Source organism: Caballeronia sp. dw_19 (assembly GCF_018449515.1).
In the GTDB taxonomy this organism is placed as follows: domain Bacteria; phylum Pseudomonadota; class Gammaproteobacteria; order Burkholderiales; family Burkholderiaceae; genus Caballeronia.
In genome coordinates this window covers 71,467-85,818 of sequence record NZ_JAAVUQ010000016.1, presented here as the reverse complement: position 1 = coordinate 85,818, position 14,352 = coordinate 71,467, and the positions used below count along the sequence as shown (strand labels likewise).

The 14,352-nt window shown below is 60.4% G+C and carries 11 protein-coding genes; 6 read left to right on the top strand and 5 right to left on the bottom strand.

Going from position 1 to position 14,352, the window contains the following annotated elements; translation table 11 throughout:
- Nucleotides 1-646 precede the first annotated feature (646 nt).
- Nucleotides 647-2,098, bottom strand: a complete 1,452-nt coding sequence (gene iaaH / locus HB376_RS21455) for an indoleacetamide hydrolase (protein ID WP_213765682.1) — start codon at nucleotides 2,096-2,098, stop codon at nucleotides 647-649.
- 356 nt (nucleotides 2,099-2,454) lie between these two features.
- On the opposite strand from iaaH, the gene HB376_RS21450 reads away from it, so the two are divergent.
- The 4 genes from HB376_RS21450 (at nucleotide 2,455) to HB376_RS21435 (ending at nucleotide 6,972) form a co-directional block, all read left to right on the top strand.
- Nucleotides 2,455-3,369 (top strand): LysR family transcriptional regulator, encoded by a 915-nt coding sequence (locus HB376_RS21450; RefSeq protein WP_213765681.1) that lies wholly within the window; start codon nucleotides 2,455-2,457, stop codon nucleotides 3,367-3,369.
- 547 nt (nucleotides 3,370-3,916) lie between these two features.
- The gene (locus tag HB376_RS21445; protein ID WP_213765680.1) at nucleotides 3,917-5,245 is read left to right on the top strand and encodes an MFS transporter; all 1,329 of its coding nucleotides are present in this window, start codon (nucleotides 3,917-3,919) and stop codon (nucleotides 5,243-5,245) included.
- Nucleotides 5,246-5,266: 21 nt separating this feature from the next.
- Nucleotides 5,267-6,289 carry an amidohydrolase family protein gene (locus HB376_RS21440; protein ID WP_213765679.1) on the top strand — a complete coding sequence of 341 codons (1,023 nt, stop codon included), beginning with the start codon at nucleotides 5,267-5,269 and terminating at the stop codon, nucleotides 6,287-6,289.
- A gap of 11 nt (nucleotides 6,290-6,300) precedes the next feature.
- Nucleotides 6,301-6,972: an RraA family protein gene (locus tag HB376_RS21435; protein ID WP_346730543.1), complete on the top strand. Its 672-nt coding sequence runs from the start codon at nucleotides 6,301-6,303 to the stop codon at nucleotides 6,970-6,972.
- Nucleotides 6,973-7,002: 30 nt separating this feature from the next.
- On the opposite strand, the gene HB376_RS21430 is transcribed toward HB376_RS21435, so the two are convergent.
- Nucleotides 7,003-7,278 carry a hypothetical protein gene (locus HB376_RS21430; RefSeq protein ID WP_213765677.1) on the bottom strand — a complete coding sequence of 92 codons (276 nt, stop codon included), beginning with the start codon at nucleotides 7,276-7,278 and terminating at the stop codon, nucleotides 7,003-7,005.
- A gap of 828 nt (nucleotides 7,279-8,106) precedes the next feature.
- Complete coding sequence (locus HB376_RS21425) at nucleotides 8,107-9,084, bottom strand: helix-turn-helix domain-containing protein (protein ID WP_213765676.1); 978 nt, start codon at nucleotides 9,082-9,084, stop codon at nucleotides 8,107-8,109.
- A gap of 287 nt (nucleotides 9,085-9,371) precedes the next feature.
- Here HB376_RS21425 and HB376_RS21420 point away from each other — a divergent pair, with 287 nt between their 5' ends.
- Together HB376_RS21420 and HB376_RS21415 are read left to right on the top strand one after the other, a co-directional pair.
- Nucleotides 9,372-10,157, top strand: coding sequence for an SDR family oxidoreductase (locus HB376_RS21420; RefSeq protein WP_213765675.1), 786 nt, complete (start codon nucleotides 9,372-9,374; stop codon nucleotides 10,155-10,157).
- A 55-nt stretch (nucleotides 10,158-10,212) separates the two neighbouring features.
- Nucleotides 10,213-11,754 (top strand): amino acid permease, encoded by a 1,542-nt coding sequence (locus HB376_RS21415; protein WP_213765674.1) that lies wholly within the window; start codon nucleotides 10,213-10,215, stop codon nucleotides 11,752-11,754.
- 50 nt (nucleotides 11,755-11,804) lie between these two features.
- Here the strand turns inward: HB376_RS21415 and HB376_RS21410 are convergent, their stop codons facing one another.
- Nucleotides 11,805-12,929, bottom strand: coding sequence for an aminotransferase class I/II-fold pyridoxal phosphate-dependent enzyme (locus HB376_RS21410; RefSeq protein WP_213765673.1), 1,125 nt, complete (start codon nucleotides 12,927-12,929; stop codon nucleotides 11,805-11,807).
- Nucleotides 12,930-12,955: 26 nt separating this feature from the next.
- Nucleotides 12,956-14,347, bottom strand: a complete 1,392-nt coding sequence (locus HB376_RS21405) for an FAD-binding oxidoreductase (RefSeq protein WP_255631484.1) — start codon at nucleotides 14,345-14,347, stop codon at nucleotides 12,956-12,958.
- Nucleotides 14,348-14,352 lie beyond the last annotated feature (5 nt).

Genomic DNA, 14,352 nt, shown 5'->3' with positions numbered 1-14,352 from the left:
TCAGTTCAGGGACAGACGGCGGCGCCCAGAGAAGATCCTGGATTCAACGCCCTCACCATGCCAGCGCATGGGCCTGCATAAAACGAGGTTGTGTACGGCCCTGCCCCGCGTGAAAGCGCGGCCGGGCCGGATAGAACGGGTTAAACGGAATGTCTGATATATCGGAATCATGTCCGGCACAGCAGATGACCGAAGTCTTTCACAGAAAAAAACACGTGGCAATGGGGAATGCCGCTGATCCGAAGCAGCGGTTTTGAGCATCTGGATTCCGTCTTGCATTTTGCTTACCGGCGCGAGCGGTGCGGATAATTCGCAGCGCGGTATGTGCGCGGAACTTGAGTGGCGCGATCTAGGCGATGCTCGTCGTTTCGGTTGGCCGCAGTTAAAGGCCGCAACACAATAATCACGCGTGTGATCGACGGATGCAGGCGTTACGTCGCCGATGCGATAGCTGGCGGTGTCCTCAAGAAGGTCCGTTTTATCTCGGCGGGTGCCGGTACAGGAAGACTGCATCCCAGCCAATATGCTTGGCACTTCTACCTTTTTGAATTGCGGATCGGCTCGGGCTGATGGCGCGGCTCACGGCCAGGTCGGAATGGGCTGGTCTATCGACATTGGCATCTAACCGGCGTTGTCGATACGCCTGCTACATCGGCGCAGGCAGCGAACCCAGCACCTGCTCGAACGCCACGCCGATTGCAAGCAAACGACGATCGCTACCGGTGGGCCCGTCGAGCTCAATGCCTACGGGCAAACCTTCGTGCGTCATCCCGGCCGGCAGCGACAAGCCCGGAATTCCCGCGACGCTGGCCGGATCAGTATTGCGCAGGAATGCAGCCATTTCATCCATCGGCTCACCGCCGTTGATCGAGACTTGCGAAGATCCGTTCAAAGCGTCGATCGGCACAGCCGGCAGAAGCGTGGTCGGGAACAGCAGCGCATCAAGCGTGTGCGTGGAGAACGTTGTTGCATACAGGTGTTGAAGTTGTGGCCGCAATGTACTCATAGCCACGTCGTATTGCGGGCCGAACGTATCGGCGAGAATAGCTTCATACGCGGCGCGTACGTCGGGGCTGGCAATTCGCGCGGCCACTTCAGCGACGGTCTTGACCGGCGCATTATTGGCCATGAGCCACGCGGGAAGGTCCTCAAGCGGTTCGTGCAATGCCACGGCAAAGCTGATCTGCTCACTCAACACGAACAGATCCGGCATGTCGATATGAACGAGTGTCACGCCCGCCGCTTTCAGCCGGTCGAGGGCACCGCGTGCGATGATTTCCAGCCCGTGATCCAGTCCGGCCCAGCAGCATGCAGGAAGGCCGATGCGCAAGTCTCCCAGCACCACGCCAGGAAGCGGACCGTCGCCGGCCACGACGCCATCCAGCAGCGCGATATCGGCGACGGTGCGTGCCATCGGGCCAACGGTATCGCGTGTGTGGCTGATCGGCACAACCGCGTTTGTATCGTGATAACGGCGCTGATCGCCGCCATTGCCCACCGAAGGACGGAAGCCCGCGATACCGGTCAACGCGGCCGGAATGCGGGTCGAACCGCCCGTATCCGTGCCGAGCCCCGCCGGCACGATACGCGCGGCCACCGCCGCCGCTGTGCCACCGGACGAGCCGCCGGGAATCATCCTGGGGTTATAAGGATTCCGAACGGGTCCTGCGTGGGTGCTCAGATTCGTGCTGGTGATGCCGAGCGCCAGTTCGTGCATATTGGCCTTGCCGAGCAGGATCGCACCGGCGTCGAGCAGTTTTTGCACGGAGGGCGCATGGGTCGACGGGATGAAATTTTCCAGCGCCGGCGTGCCCGCCGACGTCTGCATGCCCGCCGTGTTGATGTTGTCCTTCACCACGACGGGCAGACCAGCGAGAGGAAGCCGGCGTTTCTCATCGGCTGAAAGAGCATCGATACGCTGTGCCGCTACCAGTGCGCCCTCCGTATTGAGCGCGGTCAGCGCATTGAGCGTGGACACTGCCGCCGCGCGAGCCAGCAAGGTGGCGACGTAGTCGGTGGCCTTGAGGCGCCCCGACTGGATCGCGCTGACGGCTTGAGTCGCCGTGAGCGCGAGTTGTTCATCGACCGTCCATGACATGCTTTCAGTCTCCTGGGGTATGGCGTCAAGACGCCTTTACGCGTCCGATAATTTTTCTTGCAGGCCCTGGAACGAGACCGGCATTCGTGACTTTATAGTCAATAAGCCAGCAAGAAACTCCGATCAACGCACGCAGGGCAACATCGACGGCCGCGGTCAGCCGGTCCTCTTCATGCACGAGCTTATGAGCGCGTGGTCAATAACTCAAGCGCCTATTTTTTGCTTTGCGCCGTTCGGTGCGTTGACGCGAAACCGGATGGAACCGCGTGGTTTTGATAACCTCTGCCGGTCCGTGACGCCTGATACTGCTTTCATCACGCGTGGCATTCGCCATCAGCGCTCTTTCAATCACACAAATGAACCTCCGACACTTGCAGGCCTTTGTCGTCCTCGCGGAAGAACTCAACTTCAGCCGCGCGGCGGAGCGGCTGCATGTCGCGCAGCCGGCGCTAAGCCAGCAGATCCGCGCGCTTGAGGCACGTATGGGGACGCAGTTGGTAGACCGTGGCAGCCGGCCGCTGCGGCTCACGGAGGCCGGCAGTTATCTGTGTATCGAGGCGCGCCAGATCCTCGCTTCCTTCGATCAGGCCGCGCTTGGTACCCGCGAGATCGGCCTGGGCATGCGTGGCTGGCTCGGCATCGGCTTCACCCGCTCAGCGATGTACAGCGTGTTGCCGCCCGCACTGAAGTCGTTTCATCGGGATTACCCCAAGGTCGAACTGAAGCTCTTCGAAATGCTCACTGAAGAGCAAGCCGATGCGCTGCATGAGACGCGCATTCACATTGGCATCGGCCGGCAGGTTCCGCCCATAGCGGGATGTACTACGTTGCCGCTGCTGCGCGAACGCCTGATGGCCGTGCTCCCGCCGGACCATCCGCTTGCGGGAGAAAAGAAAGTACGGATCACGCAGCTTGCCAACACGCCCCTCGTGCTTTATCCAAAGCACCCGAATGCGCAGTTCTCGCGCTTTGTCGAATCGCTTTATCGCAATGCCGGCATTACGCCGCACATCGCGCACCAGGCTTACGAGATCCAGACGGCCATTGCACTGGTGGCGGCGGGACTCGGTGTGACATTCGTGGGTGAATCGGTCGCGCGGCATGGACGCTCGGATGTGGTGTACCGGCGCCTGACCGGGCCGCTGGCGTCGCAGACCACGACGCTTGCGGCGAGCTTTCGTAGCGACGACAGCTCACCTCATCTGCAAGCGTTTCTTACCTGTTTGTCGCCGGTGGGGAAAGACTTGCCGCAAGATCTGCCGGAACTATAAGAAAATTATTATAAAAGGATAAAAACACGGTCTTGGACGTGCGGCACGGCGGTTCGTACCATGACTTGTCGAATCGTGGGTTCGCGGGAACACGGTCATCCCGGACGTGCTTGCGCTGATGTCCGCCGTTTGTTGGCAGCCGCTATCGCTATGTAATTCAACCGTAAGTACACGCATCGTGCCAGATCGTCCGGCGTTGGAATAATGGTTTTCGGATAGCGCCGTCTACCACCGATGTCCGGTTCTCTGCCGGGACCTCGCTTTCTCGCTCCTTTACTTTTTACTTATAAGGTCCTGTCGCTCTTTAGTCGACATCGGCCGAGGCCGTTAGCAATGCTCAACGACCGTCGAGTAATGCCGTCGCCGTTCGATCGGCGTTGGGGTGTTGTGCCCGTTGCATAGGCTGCCGCCTGAAAGGGATTCACCGCTGGGCGAACACGTGAGCACCGGCCGCTGATCGGACACTCGGATCAGCGCGGAATCACGGTAGCAAAAGCAAACCACAACGACGCCCGATCCAACGGGCGCTCTACAGCAGGAGACATTGATGACCGATCCGATCGAAAGCGCAACCATGCGGCGAGTCTACGGCCGCCTCATGCCGTTGCTCTTCGCCATGATGTTCTTCAACTATCTTGACCGGATAAACATCGGCTTTGCCGCACTCGACATGAACAAGCAGCTCGGCTTCAGCCCAGCCGTGTTCGGCTTCGCCGGAAGCATTTTCTTCTTCGGCTACATGCTTCTCGAAGTGCCCAGCAACCTGCTGCTCCATCGCGTTGGCGCCCGGCGCTGGATCGCCCGCATCCTGCTGACGTGGGGAGCGGTTGCCGCCGCGACCGCCTTCGTGTCCAACGAGTACAGCTTCTATGTACTGCGTTTCTTGCTGGGCGTCATGGAGGCCGGGTTTCTTCCCGGCGTGGCCGTCTACCTGACGAAGTGGTTCCCGCAGCGTTACCGCGCGCGTGCGGTGGGGGGATACATCATCGCCGGCTCGTTCTCTGCTGTGCTCGGCGGCCCGATTTCGACGGCGCTCATGACCTATGCGAATGGACCGCTCGGTCTGCAGGGGTGGCAATGGATGTTCATCATGGAAGGTGTCCCTGCCATGCTCCTTGGTCTCCTGACGCTGCGCCTGATGACCGAGCGCCCTGCCGATGCCGCGTGGCTGAGCGACGCGCAAAAGCAGTGGCTCGAGTCCACGCTGACGAAAGAACGCGAGGCCCTGGGCGCAGACAAGCATTTTTCGATGTTGCGCGTAGCCAGCGATATCCGCGTGTGGAGCCTCGCGTGTTTGTTCGGCTGCGCCCTCGTGGGTGTTTATGGCCTGTTCCTGTGGTTACCGCAGATCGTCAAGAGCCTCGGCAACCTGAGCAACCTCGAGGTGGGCTTCTTGTCCGCCGCCCCGCCGCTTCTCGGTGTCCTCGGCACGCTGCTGATCAGCCGCAGTTCCGACCGGACCGGCGACCGGAAGAAGCATCTCGCGTTCGTATACGGAATGAGCGCGCTCGCTATTGCGGGCAGTGCCTACGCACCGAATCCGGTGATTGCCTATGCGCTCCTGTGCGTAACCGGGCTATTCATCTACGCCGGCAACCCGCTGTTCTGGAGCCTCGCCTCTTCGTTCAGGACCGGCGCTGCCGGCGCCGCGACGATTGCGCTCATCAACACCGTCGCTCAGTTCGGCGGGCTTGTCGGCCCCTGGAGCATCGGGCTCGTCCGCAGTGCCACGGGCAACTTCAAGCTGGCGCTCCTGACGATCGCGGCCTTCCTGGTGGTGGCAACCATCATTGCGCTGGTCATGCGGGTCACGCCTGCAGAAGACGAGACCGACGCACTGCCGGCAGGCGACTCCCGCGCCGGACACCTTCACTGAACCTTGATCTGGAAACCCGCAATGATCATCGACTGTCACGGTCACTATACGACCTCCCCGCGCGAACATGAAGCCTGGCGCGCCGCCCAGATAGCGGCGCTCAAAGACGGTACATCCCCCCCGCCGCGTCCCGTCATCACTGATGAGCAGATTCGCGACAGCATTGAATCAGGGCAGTTGCGCATTCAACGGGAGCGCGGCACGGATCTGACAATCTTTTCGCCACGGGCGGCCGGCATGGGTCATCACCTGGCCGGCTCCGATGCCAACGCGCACTGGTCGCAGGAAAGCAATGACCTGATTCATCGCGTTTGCCAGATGTTTCCGCGCAACTTCGTGGGTGTCTGCCAGTTGCCGCAAGCGCCCGGGGTATCGCCCGAGAACTGCATTCCCGAGTTGCGCCGCTGCGTCGAGCAGCTTGGTTTTATAGGCTGCAATCTCAACCCGGACCCGTCCGGCGGTTACTGGACCGGACCACCGCTCACGGATCGCTCGTGGTATCCGCTCTACGAAACAATGGTGGAACTCGACGTGCCTGCCATGATCCACGTGTCGTCGTCGTGCAACCCTAACTTCCATGCGACCGGCGCGCATTACATCAACGGCGACACGTCGGCGTTCATGCAATTGCTCACGGCGGACCTGTTCGCCGATTTTCCGGCCTTGCGCTTCATCATTCCCCACGGCGGCGGTGCCGTGCCTTATCACTGGGGGCGTTATCGCGGGCTCGCTCAGGACATGAAGCGTCCGTTGCTCAAGGATTACCTGCTCAAGAACGTATTCTTCGATACCTGCGTGTACCACCAGCCCGGCACCGACCTGCTGGCGAAAGTGATTCCCGTCGAGAACATCCTGTTTGCGTCGGAGACGATCGGCGCGGTTCAAGGCATCGACCCCGAGACCGGCCACTACTACGACGATACCCGCCGTTATATTGACGCGATCCCGTGGCTCACGCCGGCCGATCGCCAGCGCATCTATGAAGACAACGCGCGAGCTGTGTACGGGCGTTTGTCAAACCAGCTTAATCATCAGTTTTCCTAAAGGAGATGATCGTGACCAATCCACCCGGATGGCGCCGTAACGAGTCGGCCACGCAAGCCAGCCCCGAGATACTGGAGACACTGCGCGGCCTTGCTGTCTCGCTACTCAGTGACAACATGGCGCGTGTCAGCGGGACGGTCGGGCTCGTGCCGTATCACCGTGCCAGGCCCATGGCCGGGACGGCGGTGACCGTGCGCACCCGTCCCGGCGACAACCTCGCCATTCATCGCGCATTCGATTTTTGCCGGCCCGGCGACGTGCTGGTGATCGACGGCGGCGGGGATATTACGCAAGCGCTGATGGGTGAAATCATGGCTACCTATGCCGAAAGCCTCGGCGTGCAGGGTCTGGTAATCGACGGCGCAATCCGCGATGTGGGCGCCATTCGCGAACACGACTTCCCGGTCTATGCGCGTGCCGCGACACATCGTGGCCCTTATAAGAACGGTCCTGGCGAAGTCAATGTGACGGTCACTGTCGGCGGCATGGTGGTGCAGCCCGGCGACATCATCGTAGGCGATGAAGACGGTGTCCTTGCGATAGCACCCGGGGACGTGGCGGCGGTCATCGAAGGGGCGAAGCGGCAGGCGAACAAGGAAGCGGCTGCGTTACGTTCCATCGCCGAGGGTCATTTCGATCGCGAGTGGATCGGTCCGCAGGAGACGAAGATGATGGGGGGCTAGTGTCGGGGTGGTCGGTTCTGGGGTTAGTGGTCAGGGGTCAGGGGTCAATGCCGGGTTGGTGCTTTCGGCGTTAGTGGTCGGGGTCAGTGCCGGGTTGCTGCTTTCGGCGTTAGTGGTCGGGGTCAGTGCCGGGTTGCTGCTTTCAGTGTTAGTGGTCGGGGTCAGTGCCGGGTTGGTGCTTTCGGCCTTAGTGGTCTGCGTGAGTCGGATTTTCTCTTTATCACTATTAGCCACTGTGCGTGGCGGCACGTCATTTCTTTGTCCAAAGCGACAAAGAAACGAAGCAAAGAAAACGCTTTCAACCACGCTACCCTAAGTGTCCACAGCGTGCAGTTTTGATTCATAGGTGCCCCAAAAGCACGGTGCTCGCCAGAACCACCGATGTGTGAGACCCTCCTTCTCGCGAATCCTGACACGAACACGCTTCGCCCCGTACGCTCTCGGGCAAGCACAATTGCTATGGAACCCGCACGGCCTTACGCGTTTTTTGGGGTGGCTGCTTGGTCGGCTCGCTTTTTTTGTGGTCACAGCTTGATCCACAGCAGCTCGACGTGACGCGTATTTACTGCCTCAATCTTTGATGAGTTGGCTACGCGGCCTACACCGTTATTTTCGTCGGTTACGGCCTTACATACTTTGGGGCTTTATTACTTGGTAGGTTGGCGGCGTGGTTCGAGACGCGTACACATTTGGAGGTTGGTCGTCCGCGGATAGCGCGGGGTGCCCCTTGGGCAGGTTCAATCACTGGTGGCGAAGCGTGTGGGTATCGGTGTTCGGAGAAGGAGGGGTTCACACATCCGTGGCTCTGGCGAGCACCGTGCTTTTGGGGCACCTATGAATAGAAACTGCACGCTGTGGACACTTAGGGTAGCGTGTTTGAAAGCGTTTTCTTTGCTTCGTTTCTTTGTCGCTTTGGACAAAGAAATGACGTGCCGCCACGCACAGTGGCTAATAGTGATAAAGAGAATATCCGACTCTCGCAGACCACTAACACTGAAAGCAGCAACCCGGCACTGACCCCGACCGCTAACCTCAGAACCGACCAACCCGGCATAGACCCCGACCGCTAACCCCGGAACCGACCAACCCAGCATCAACCCCTGACCACTAGCCCCAGAACCGACCAACCCAGCATCAACCCCGCCCCACCCCGCCCCGCAACCTCCTCAACGTCTCCGACGGCAACTCACCAAACTGCTCACGATAATCATTCGAGAAATGGCCGAAGTGCCAGAAGCCCCAACGAGTTGCCGCGTCAGTGACCGACCCGGCACGCAGCAAGTCCTTCCGAACACGATCAAGCCTGATGGCACGCAGATACGACGCCGGATTGGTACCAAGAATTTCATCGAATGCATACTGAACCGTGCGCCGGCTGACACCCAGCCGCAAACACAGGTCAGCAACCGACAGCGGGCAATCCGCCGATGCCTCCACCAGTTCGCGCACGGCGCCAACCAGCTTCCAGTTGCGCAACGGTCCCGTACGCATGTCGACCTCGCCAACATCGAGCAGCAAATCAGATAGCCCCACAATCACCGACCGTTCAAAACTCGCGCACACGCTCGCGTCGGCGAGTGACGACGGTGAGGACGTGACCGTGTCCAGCAGACCCGCCAGCGTGCTCCTGAACGCCTGCAACCGGACAGGATCGGCATTGAGCACCCCCGGTTGATTGCCAAGCGCTTGTTGGACGTTGTCCATGGCAAGCCGAAGCAGCGGGTCAGAGAGCTCCAGCGGCGCTATCTCCAGATTCACGACCACATGTTTGTCGGGCGATAAAAACTCGAATCCTCCAGGCCCGGAGAAAACATGCAGCCCGTCAAGATGACTCACCTGACCGCACAGCAACGCGTGGCCTTCGAGCTGGAACGGAATGCCCACGGCGATCCGGGAAACATCCACGCAACCGCGCTGGTACACCGTCCGGTTCATGCGTTCGACGAGAATACGCACCGCGCCCGCATGCACGGAACTGACCGAGCCGTCGAAAGCGCCCCGCGAGATCTGGCAGTAAGTCTGGTTCCAGCTTTCGAGCAGCCGGGCCTGCTCGTCAATGCTCCGGCAGCAATGGATATCGACGGCCGGACGCACCGGTTGGACCGCTTGCATAAAATCTCCTTGGCGGACGGTACGCGTCAAAAAAGTGTAAACGACCAAAAAACCACCAAAATTCCTTGCCGGTCATTCTGACCATTCTGGCCCACGCCGAGCGCCACGGTAAGCGCCGCGCGCGTGCGCGCCCATCGCTGAAAACCCTGCCCGGAACGCCTTTGAGTCTCGGCACGACACCGTTTGCGATTTTTTCGCGGTCTATCTCGCTCCATTGCCAATTTCGGATAGTGCGTAAATTGTGTCGAGCCTAGCCTAAATAAAGGATAAACAACGAGAGGTCAGGAATGGGCAAATCCGAGTCTGTTGGCGGAAAACTCGCGGGCAAGATCGCGATCGTATCGGGCGGGGCCACCGGCTGCGGCGGCGCGGCCTCCGTGCTGTTCGCCAAGGAGGGCGCGCAGGTCGCGGTCGTCGATATCAACGCGGACGCCGGCACGCAGGTCGTGGCGCAAATTCGCGAGAACGGCGGCGTAGCGGAGTTCTTCAAGGCGGATGTCGCGAAGACCGATCAGGTAGAAACCGCCGTAGCGCGGATCGCCAAGCGCTTCGGCACGATCGATGTGCTGTTCAATCACGCGGGCAGCATCGTCGTCAAACCGTTCCTCGATACCACCGACGAAGACTACCAGTGGCTCATGGACGTCAACGTCAAGAGCATGTTCACGATGACCCGCGCCGTACTGCCGCATATGCTTGAGGCGGGCGGCGGCTCGATTGTCTGCACGGCGTCGATCTCGTCGACAGCGGCCACGCCGCTCGAAGTGCTCTATTGCACGACCAAGGGCGCGTGCGCGATGTTCGCGCGGGCGATTGCCGTGGAGTATCGCGAGCGTGGAATTCGTTGCAATGCGGTGTGCCCTGGGTTCATCGATACCCCGCACGGGCAGCGTGAAATTGCCGCGCTCGCGCAATACGGTTTCGATGCAAGCGAAGCGGCGCTCTCGCTTCAGCAGGGCCGTCTTTGTGCGCCCGAGGAAGTCGCCAAGGCGGCGCTCTTTCTCGCCAGCGACGACGCCAGTTTCATCAACGGAGCGCATCTCTACGTCGATAACTGCTTTACCGCCGCGTGAGTTAGCGGCTTCATCCACGTCTACCCAGCAGCCTCAGCCATAAGGATCGACCATCATGGACATCAATACGGCAGTTCCGCCACCAGAGAGCGCGGATAGCGACGTTTCATTGCTGCACAAAATGGGGTATGCGCAAGAACTCTCCCGCCGCATGGGTGCGTTCTCGAACTTCGCCGTATCGTTCTCGCTTATCTGCATCCTGTCTGGCGGGATCACCTCGTTCCAGCTTGGACTCAGCGCGGCTGGCGGTGCCTCGATCGGGCTGGGCTGGCCGCTCGGCTCCGTCTTCGCGCTGGTCGTTGCGGCCGCGATGGCGCAGATCGCCTCGTCTTATCCGACGGCCGGCGGCCTGTATCACTGGAGCTCAATCCTGGGCGGCAAGACCTGGGGCTGGCTCACCGCCTGGTTCAATTTGCTGGGCCTCGTGTTCGTGGTTGCCGCCATTAACTTCGGTACGTGGGACCCGTTCTTTCGCACCCTCATCGCACCGATGTTCGGCGTCAAGCCCGAGTCACTCGGCTGGTGGCATCAGACCATATTTCTGACGTTGATCACCGCGTCGCAGGCTTTCCTGAATCACCGTGGGATCCGGATCGCCAGCAAGATCACCGATGTGTCGGGCTACCTGATCTTTGTCGTCACAGTGATCCTGGTCGCGTCGCTGGTGATCTATTCACCGGTCAAGGTGGACTTTTCGCGGCTCGTGACCTTCAAGAATTTCACCGGCGTGGATGGCGGACAATGGCCCGCGCAAACCATGGCAATGGCCTTCCTCTCGGGGCTGCTGCTGACCGCCTATACGATCACCGGTTTCGATGCGTCCGCGCACACGTCCGAGGAAACTCACGATGCCGCGCGCAACGTGCCGCGTGGGATCGTCAAGTCGGTTCTGTGGTCAACTTTGTTCGGGTATGTGCTGGTCTGCTCGTTCGTGCTCGTGATGCCGGACATTGGCGCGGCGATCAAGCAGGGCACCGGATTCTTTGAAGCGATCCTCGCGCCGATTCCAGGACCGCTGCGGATCGTGATCGAGTTGCTGCTGTTTTTTATCAACTACGTGTGCGGACTGGCCGCGGTGACATCGACATCGCGAATGATGTTTGCGTTCGCACGTGACGGTGGCCTGCCTGGGTCGAAGTTCCTGCGCAAGGTCAATGCGCACCGCACGCCGGGTACTGCGATCTGGGTGTCGGCAGTGCTCGCCATTGTCATCACTTTATACGGCGATGCCTTCTCGGTATTGAGCGCAGGCAGCGCGGTGTTTCTGTTCATCTCGTACGCCATGCCGGTCGCGGCAGGGATCTTTGCCGAAGGCAAGACGTGGACCGAGAAAGGCCCCTTCCAGCTGGGAATGTGGTCGAAGCCGTTTGCTGTTGCGGCGGTTATCGGTGCGTTGATTCTTGCTTACGTGGGCATACAACCGCCGAATGAAAAAGTGATTTATGTGATTGTCGGCTTGCTCGCGGTGCTGATGCTGATCTGGTACGGCGCAGGTGTGCGCAAGAGTTTTGCCGGGCCGCCAGTAGGCAATCTGTCAAAGGAACGGCGGGAGAAGATTGTCGGGCTTGAAGCGCAGCTGGAAGAGAACGTGGAGTAAGTTTTCGCTCGCGCCGGTGAACGGATTAACGTTCCACCGGCGCGAAGCCATCACACCGTCCGACGCCTGTCGAACGACCTGATAAACAAGGCGTTATCCGCAGCGTTCCCAACGCTGACTCGCATGCAGTTTTCATAACCCGGTTCGCGCCAGGGCTTCACAATCACCCCATCCTCCAGCATCTTTCCAGCAAGCTCGGCGGCATCTTCACCGCAATCAAAGAACAGGAAATTCGCGCGTGAACGTGCCGGATTTACACCCAGCCCGACCAACGCAGCGCTCATCCAGTCACGACCGGCGCGGGCATCAGCAACACTGGCCGCAACATGCGCCTGATCGCCAAACGCCACGGTTGCCGCCTGCTGTGCAATCTGGTTGATATTGAATGGCGTACGCACGCGGTCCATCAGTCCGGCGAGTTCAGGCGCCGACGCCACGCCGTATCCCACCCGCAACCCCGCCAGTCCATAAGCCTTCGAAAAGGTGCGCAGCAAAAGCCACGGCAAACCTGATTCACGCAACACAGCGAGACTGTCCGGGTAACCGTGTTCGTCGGAGGCGTATTCGAAATAAGCCTCGTCCCACAGCACCAGCGTCTCCGGCGACACCGCGCTCAATAACCGACGCATTTCAGCACCATCCATCGCGCAGCCGACCGGATTACTAGGATTGCTAATAATCAACATGCGCGTACGCGGCGAAATGGCAGCGATCAGCGCATCGACATCGAATTCGAAGTCCGACCGCATCGGTACTGTGACCACCTTCGCCCCAACACTCTGCGGATAGATGATGTGCAAGCCAAACGACGGGATCACGGTGATCACTTCGTCACCGGGCGCGAGGAACGTGTGGGCTGCAATGGCGAGCAAATCCTCGGAGCCGTTGCCGAACAACAAGTGCTCTGGATCGACTGCAAGCCGCTCGGCAATCAGCGCACGCAACGCGCTGCACGAAGGATCGGGATAAAGCGCGAGCGTGCTGGTCGTAGTGAACTCGGCAAGATGTGCAAGCACAGCCGCGCTCGCGCCACGTGGATTTTCATTGCTGCCGAGCTTGGCGACATGCGAGACGCCATAACGCTCACGCACGAATTCCGCCGACAACCCCGCGTTGTAAGCAGGCAGGCCGCGCACTTCAGCACGCAGGTTTTCTATAAAAGCGGTCACGCTCATTGAGTTCCTTGTTCGTTTCGAGCGTCTTAATCGCCCGCGGCAGGCAGCACCTTGCCGGGATTGAGAATGCCGTGCGGATCAAGGGCATGCTTGATCGCCTGCATGCAAGCAAGTTCGGCGGCACTGCGCGAGTAGCCCAGGAACGGCCGCTTGAGCACACCAATGCCGTGTTCCGCCGATATTGACCCGCTATAGTCGCGAACCATGCCGTACAGCGCGTGGTCGACCTCTTCCACCGTCACACCGGGAATCGAACGGGCATCGAGCGTGACATGCAGGTTCGAGTCGCCGATGTGACCGAAATACAAACCGTAGTGCGTCGGCCAGCGCGCAGTAAAGTCCTTGCGGCAGGCATCGACGAAATGACCGATCTCGCCTATGGGCAGGCTCACATCGAAATTGATCGGCTCGATCTGCACCGGCAACTCGGCCGTCGCCTCGCGAATCGCCCACAACGCCTGAGTCTCCGCCTGCGACTGTGCGACAACCGCATCCATCACGACGCCCGCTTCGAGCTGTGCGTTGAGTGCCGCGGCGAATCGTTCGCCATGGTCATCGGAGAACCCGGCCTGTTCGATCAATGCGTAAAGCGGATACGCCTGACCAAGCGGCGATTGCTGGGAGCGTGTCAGCGCAACACCAAAGTCATAGAATTCCGGCCACATGATTTCAAACGCGCCGATTTCATCGCCGAAGGTGGCTTGCAGTGAGCGCAGCAACGCAACTGCGCCGTCGTAGTCCTTCAGTGCGCACAGCGCGGTATTGCGCGCGGCGCGGCGTGGTTTCAAACGTAATACTGCTCGCGTGATCACTCCGAGCGTTCCCTCCGAACCGATGAACAGGTTGCGCAGGTCATAGCCCGTATTGTTCTTGACCATCTTGTTCATGGAACTGAGTACGCTGCCGTCGGCCAGCACGGCTTCAAGTCCGAGCACCTGGTCGCGGGCCGTGCCGGACTGCAGCACGCGCACGCCGCCCGCGTTCGTAGCGAGGTTGCCACCGATCTGACACGAGCCGCGCGCGCCGAGGTCGAGCGCAAATTCAAAACCCGCTTCCTGCGCGGCGTCCTGCACGGTTTGCAAGGTGGTGCCGGCAAGCACCGTCATGGTCGCCGCCGCACGATCAACCTCTTCGATACCCACCAGCCGTTCGAGCGACAGGCAGATATCGCCGCCGGAAGGAATGGCGCCGCCCGCCAGTCCAGTCATGCCGCCCTGGGGCACGACGCTCTGACGCGCGTCGTTGCACAGGCGCAGCACGGTGGCGACTTCGTCAGTCGAACGCGGCAGCACGACCGCTAGCGGCGGCACCGGCGAGCGGCCACTCCAGTCGCCGAGATAGCGTGGCTCGATGGCATCGCCGAACCGCACGGACCCGGCGCCAAGTGCATCAATCAGCGTTTGTACTATTGCTTTCATGGTTT

Bases quoted from the DNA above. Each gene is read 5' to 3' on its own strand.
- iaaH (WP_213765682.1), bottom strand. From the start codon at position 2,098: ATGTCATGGACGGTCGATGAACAACTCGCGCTCACGGCGACTCAAGCC.
- HB376_RS21450 (WP_213765681.1), top strand. From the start codon at position 2,455: ATGAACCTCCGACACTTGCAGGCCTTTGTCGTCCTCGCGGAAGAACTC.
- HB376_RS21445 (WP_213765680.1), top strand. From the start codon at position 3,917: ATGACCGATCCGATCGAAAGCGCAACCATGCGGCGAGTCTACGGCCGC.
- HB376_RS21440 (WP_213765679.1), top strand. From the start codon at position 5,267: ATGATCATCGACTGTCACGGTCACTATACGACCTCCCCGCGCGAACAT.
- HB376_RS21425 (WP_213765676.1), bottom strand. From the start codon at position 9,084: ATGCAAGCGGTCCAACCGGTGCGTCCGGCCGTCGATATCCATTGCTGC.
- HB376_RS21420 (WP_213765675.1), top strand. From the start codon at position 9,372: ATGGGCAAATCCGAGTCTGTTGGCGGAAAACTCGCGGGCAAGATCGCG.
- HB376_RS21415 (WP_213765674.1), top strand. From the start codon at position 10,213: ATGGACATCAATACGGCAGTTCCGCCACCAGAGAGCGCGGATAGCGAC.
- HB376_RS21410 (WP_213765673.1), bottom strand. From the start codon at position 12,929: ATGAGCGTGACCGCTTTTATAGAAAACCTGCGTGCTGAAGTGCGCGGC.
- HB376_RS21405 (WP_255631484.1), bottom strand. From the start codon at position 14,347: ATGAAAGCAATAGTACAAACGCTGATTGATGCACTTGGCGCCGGGTCC.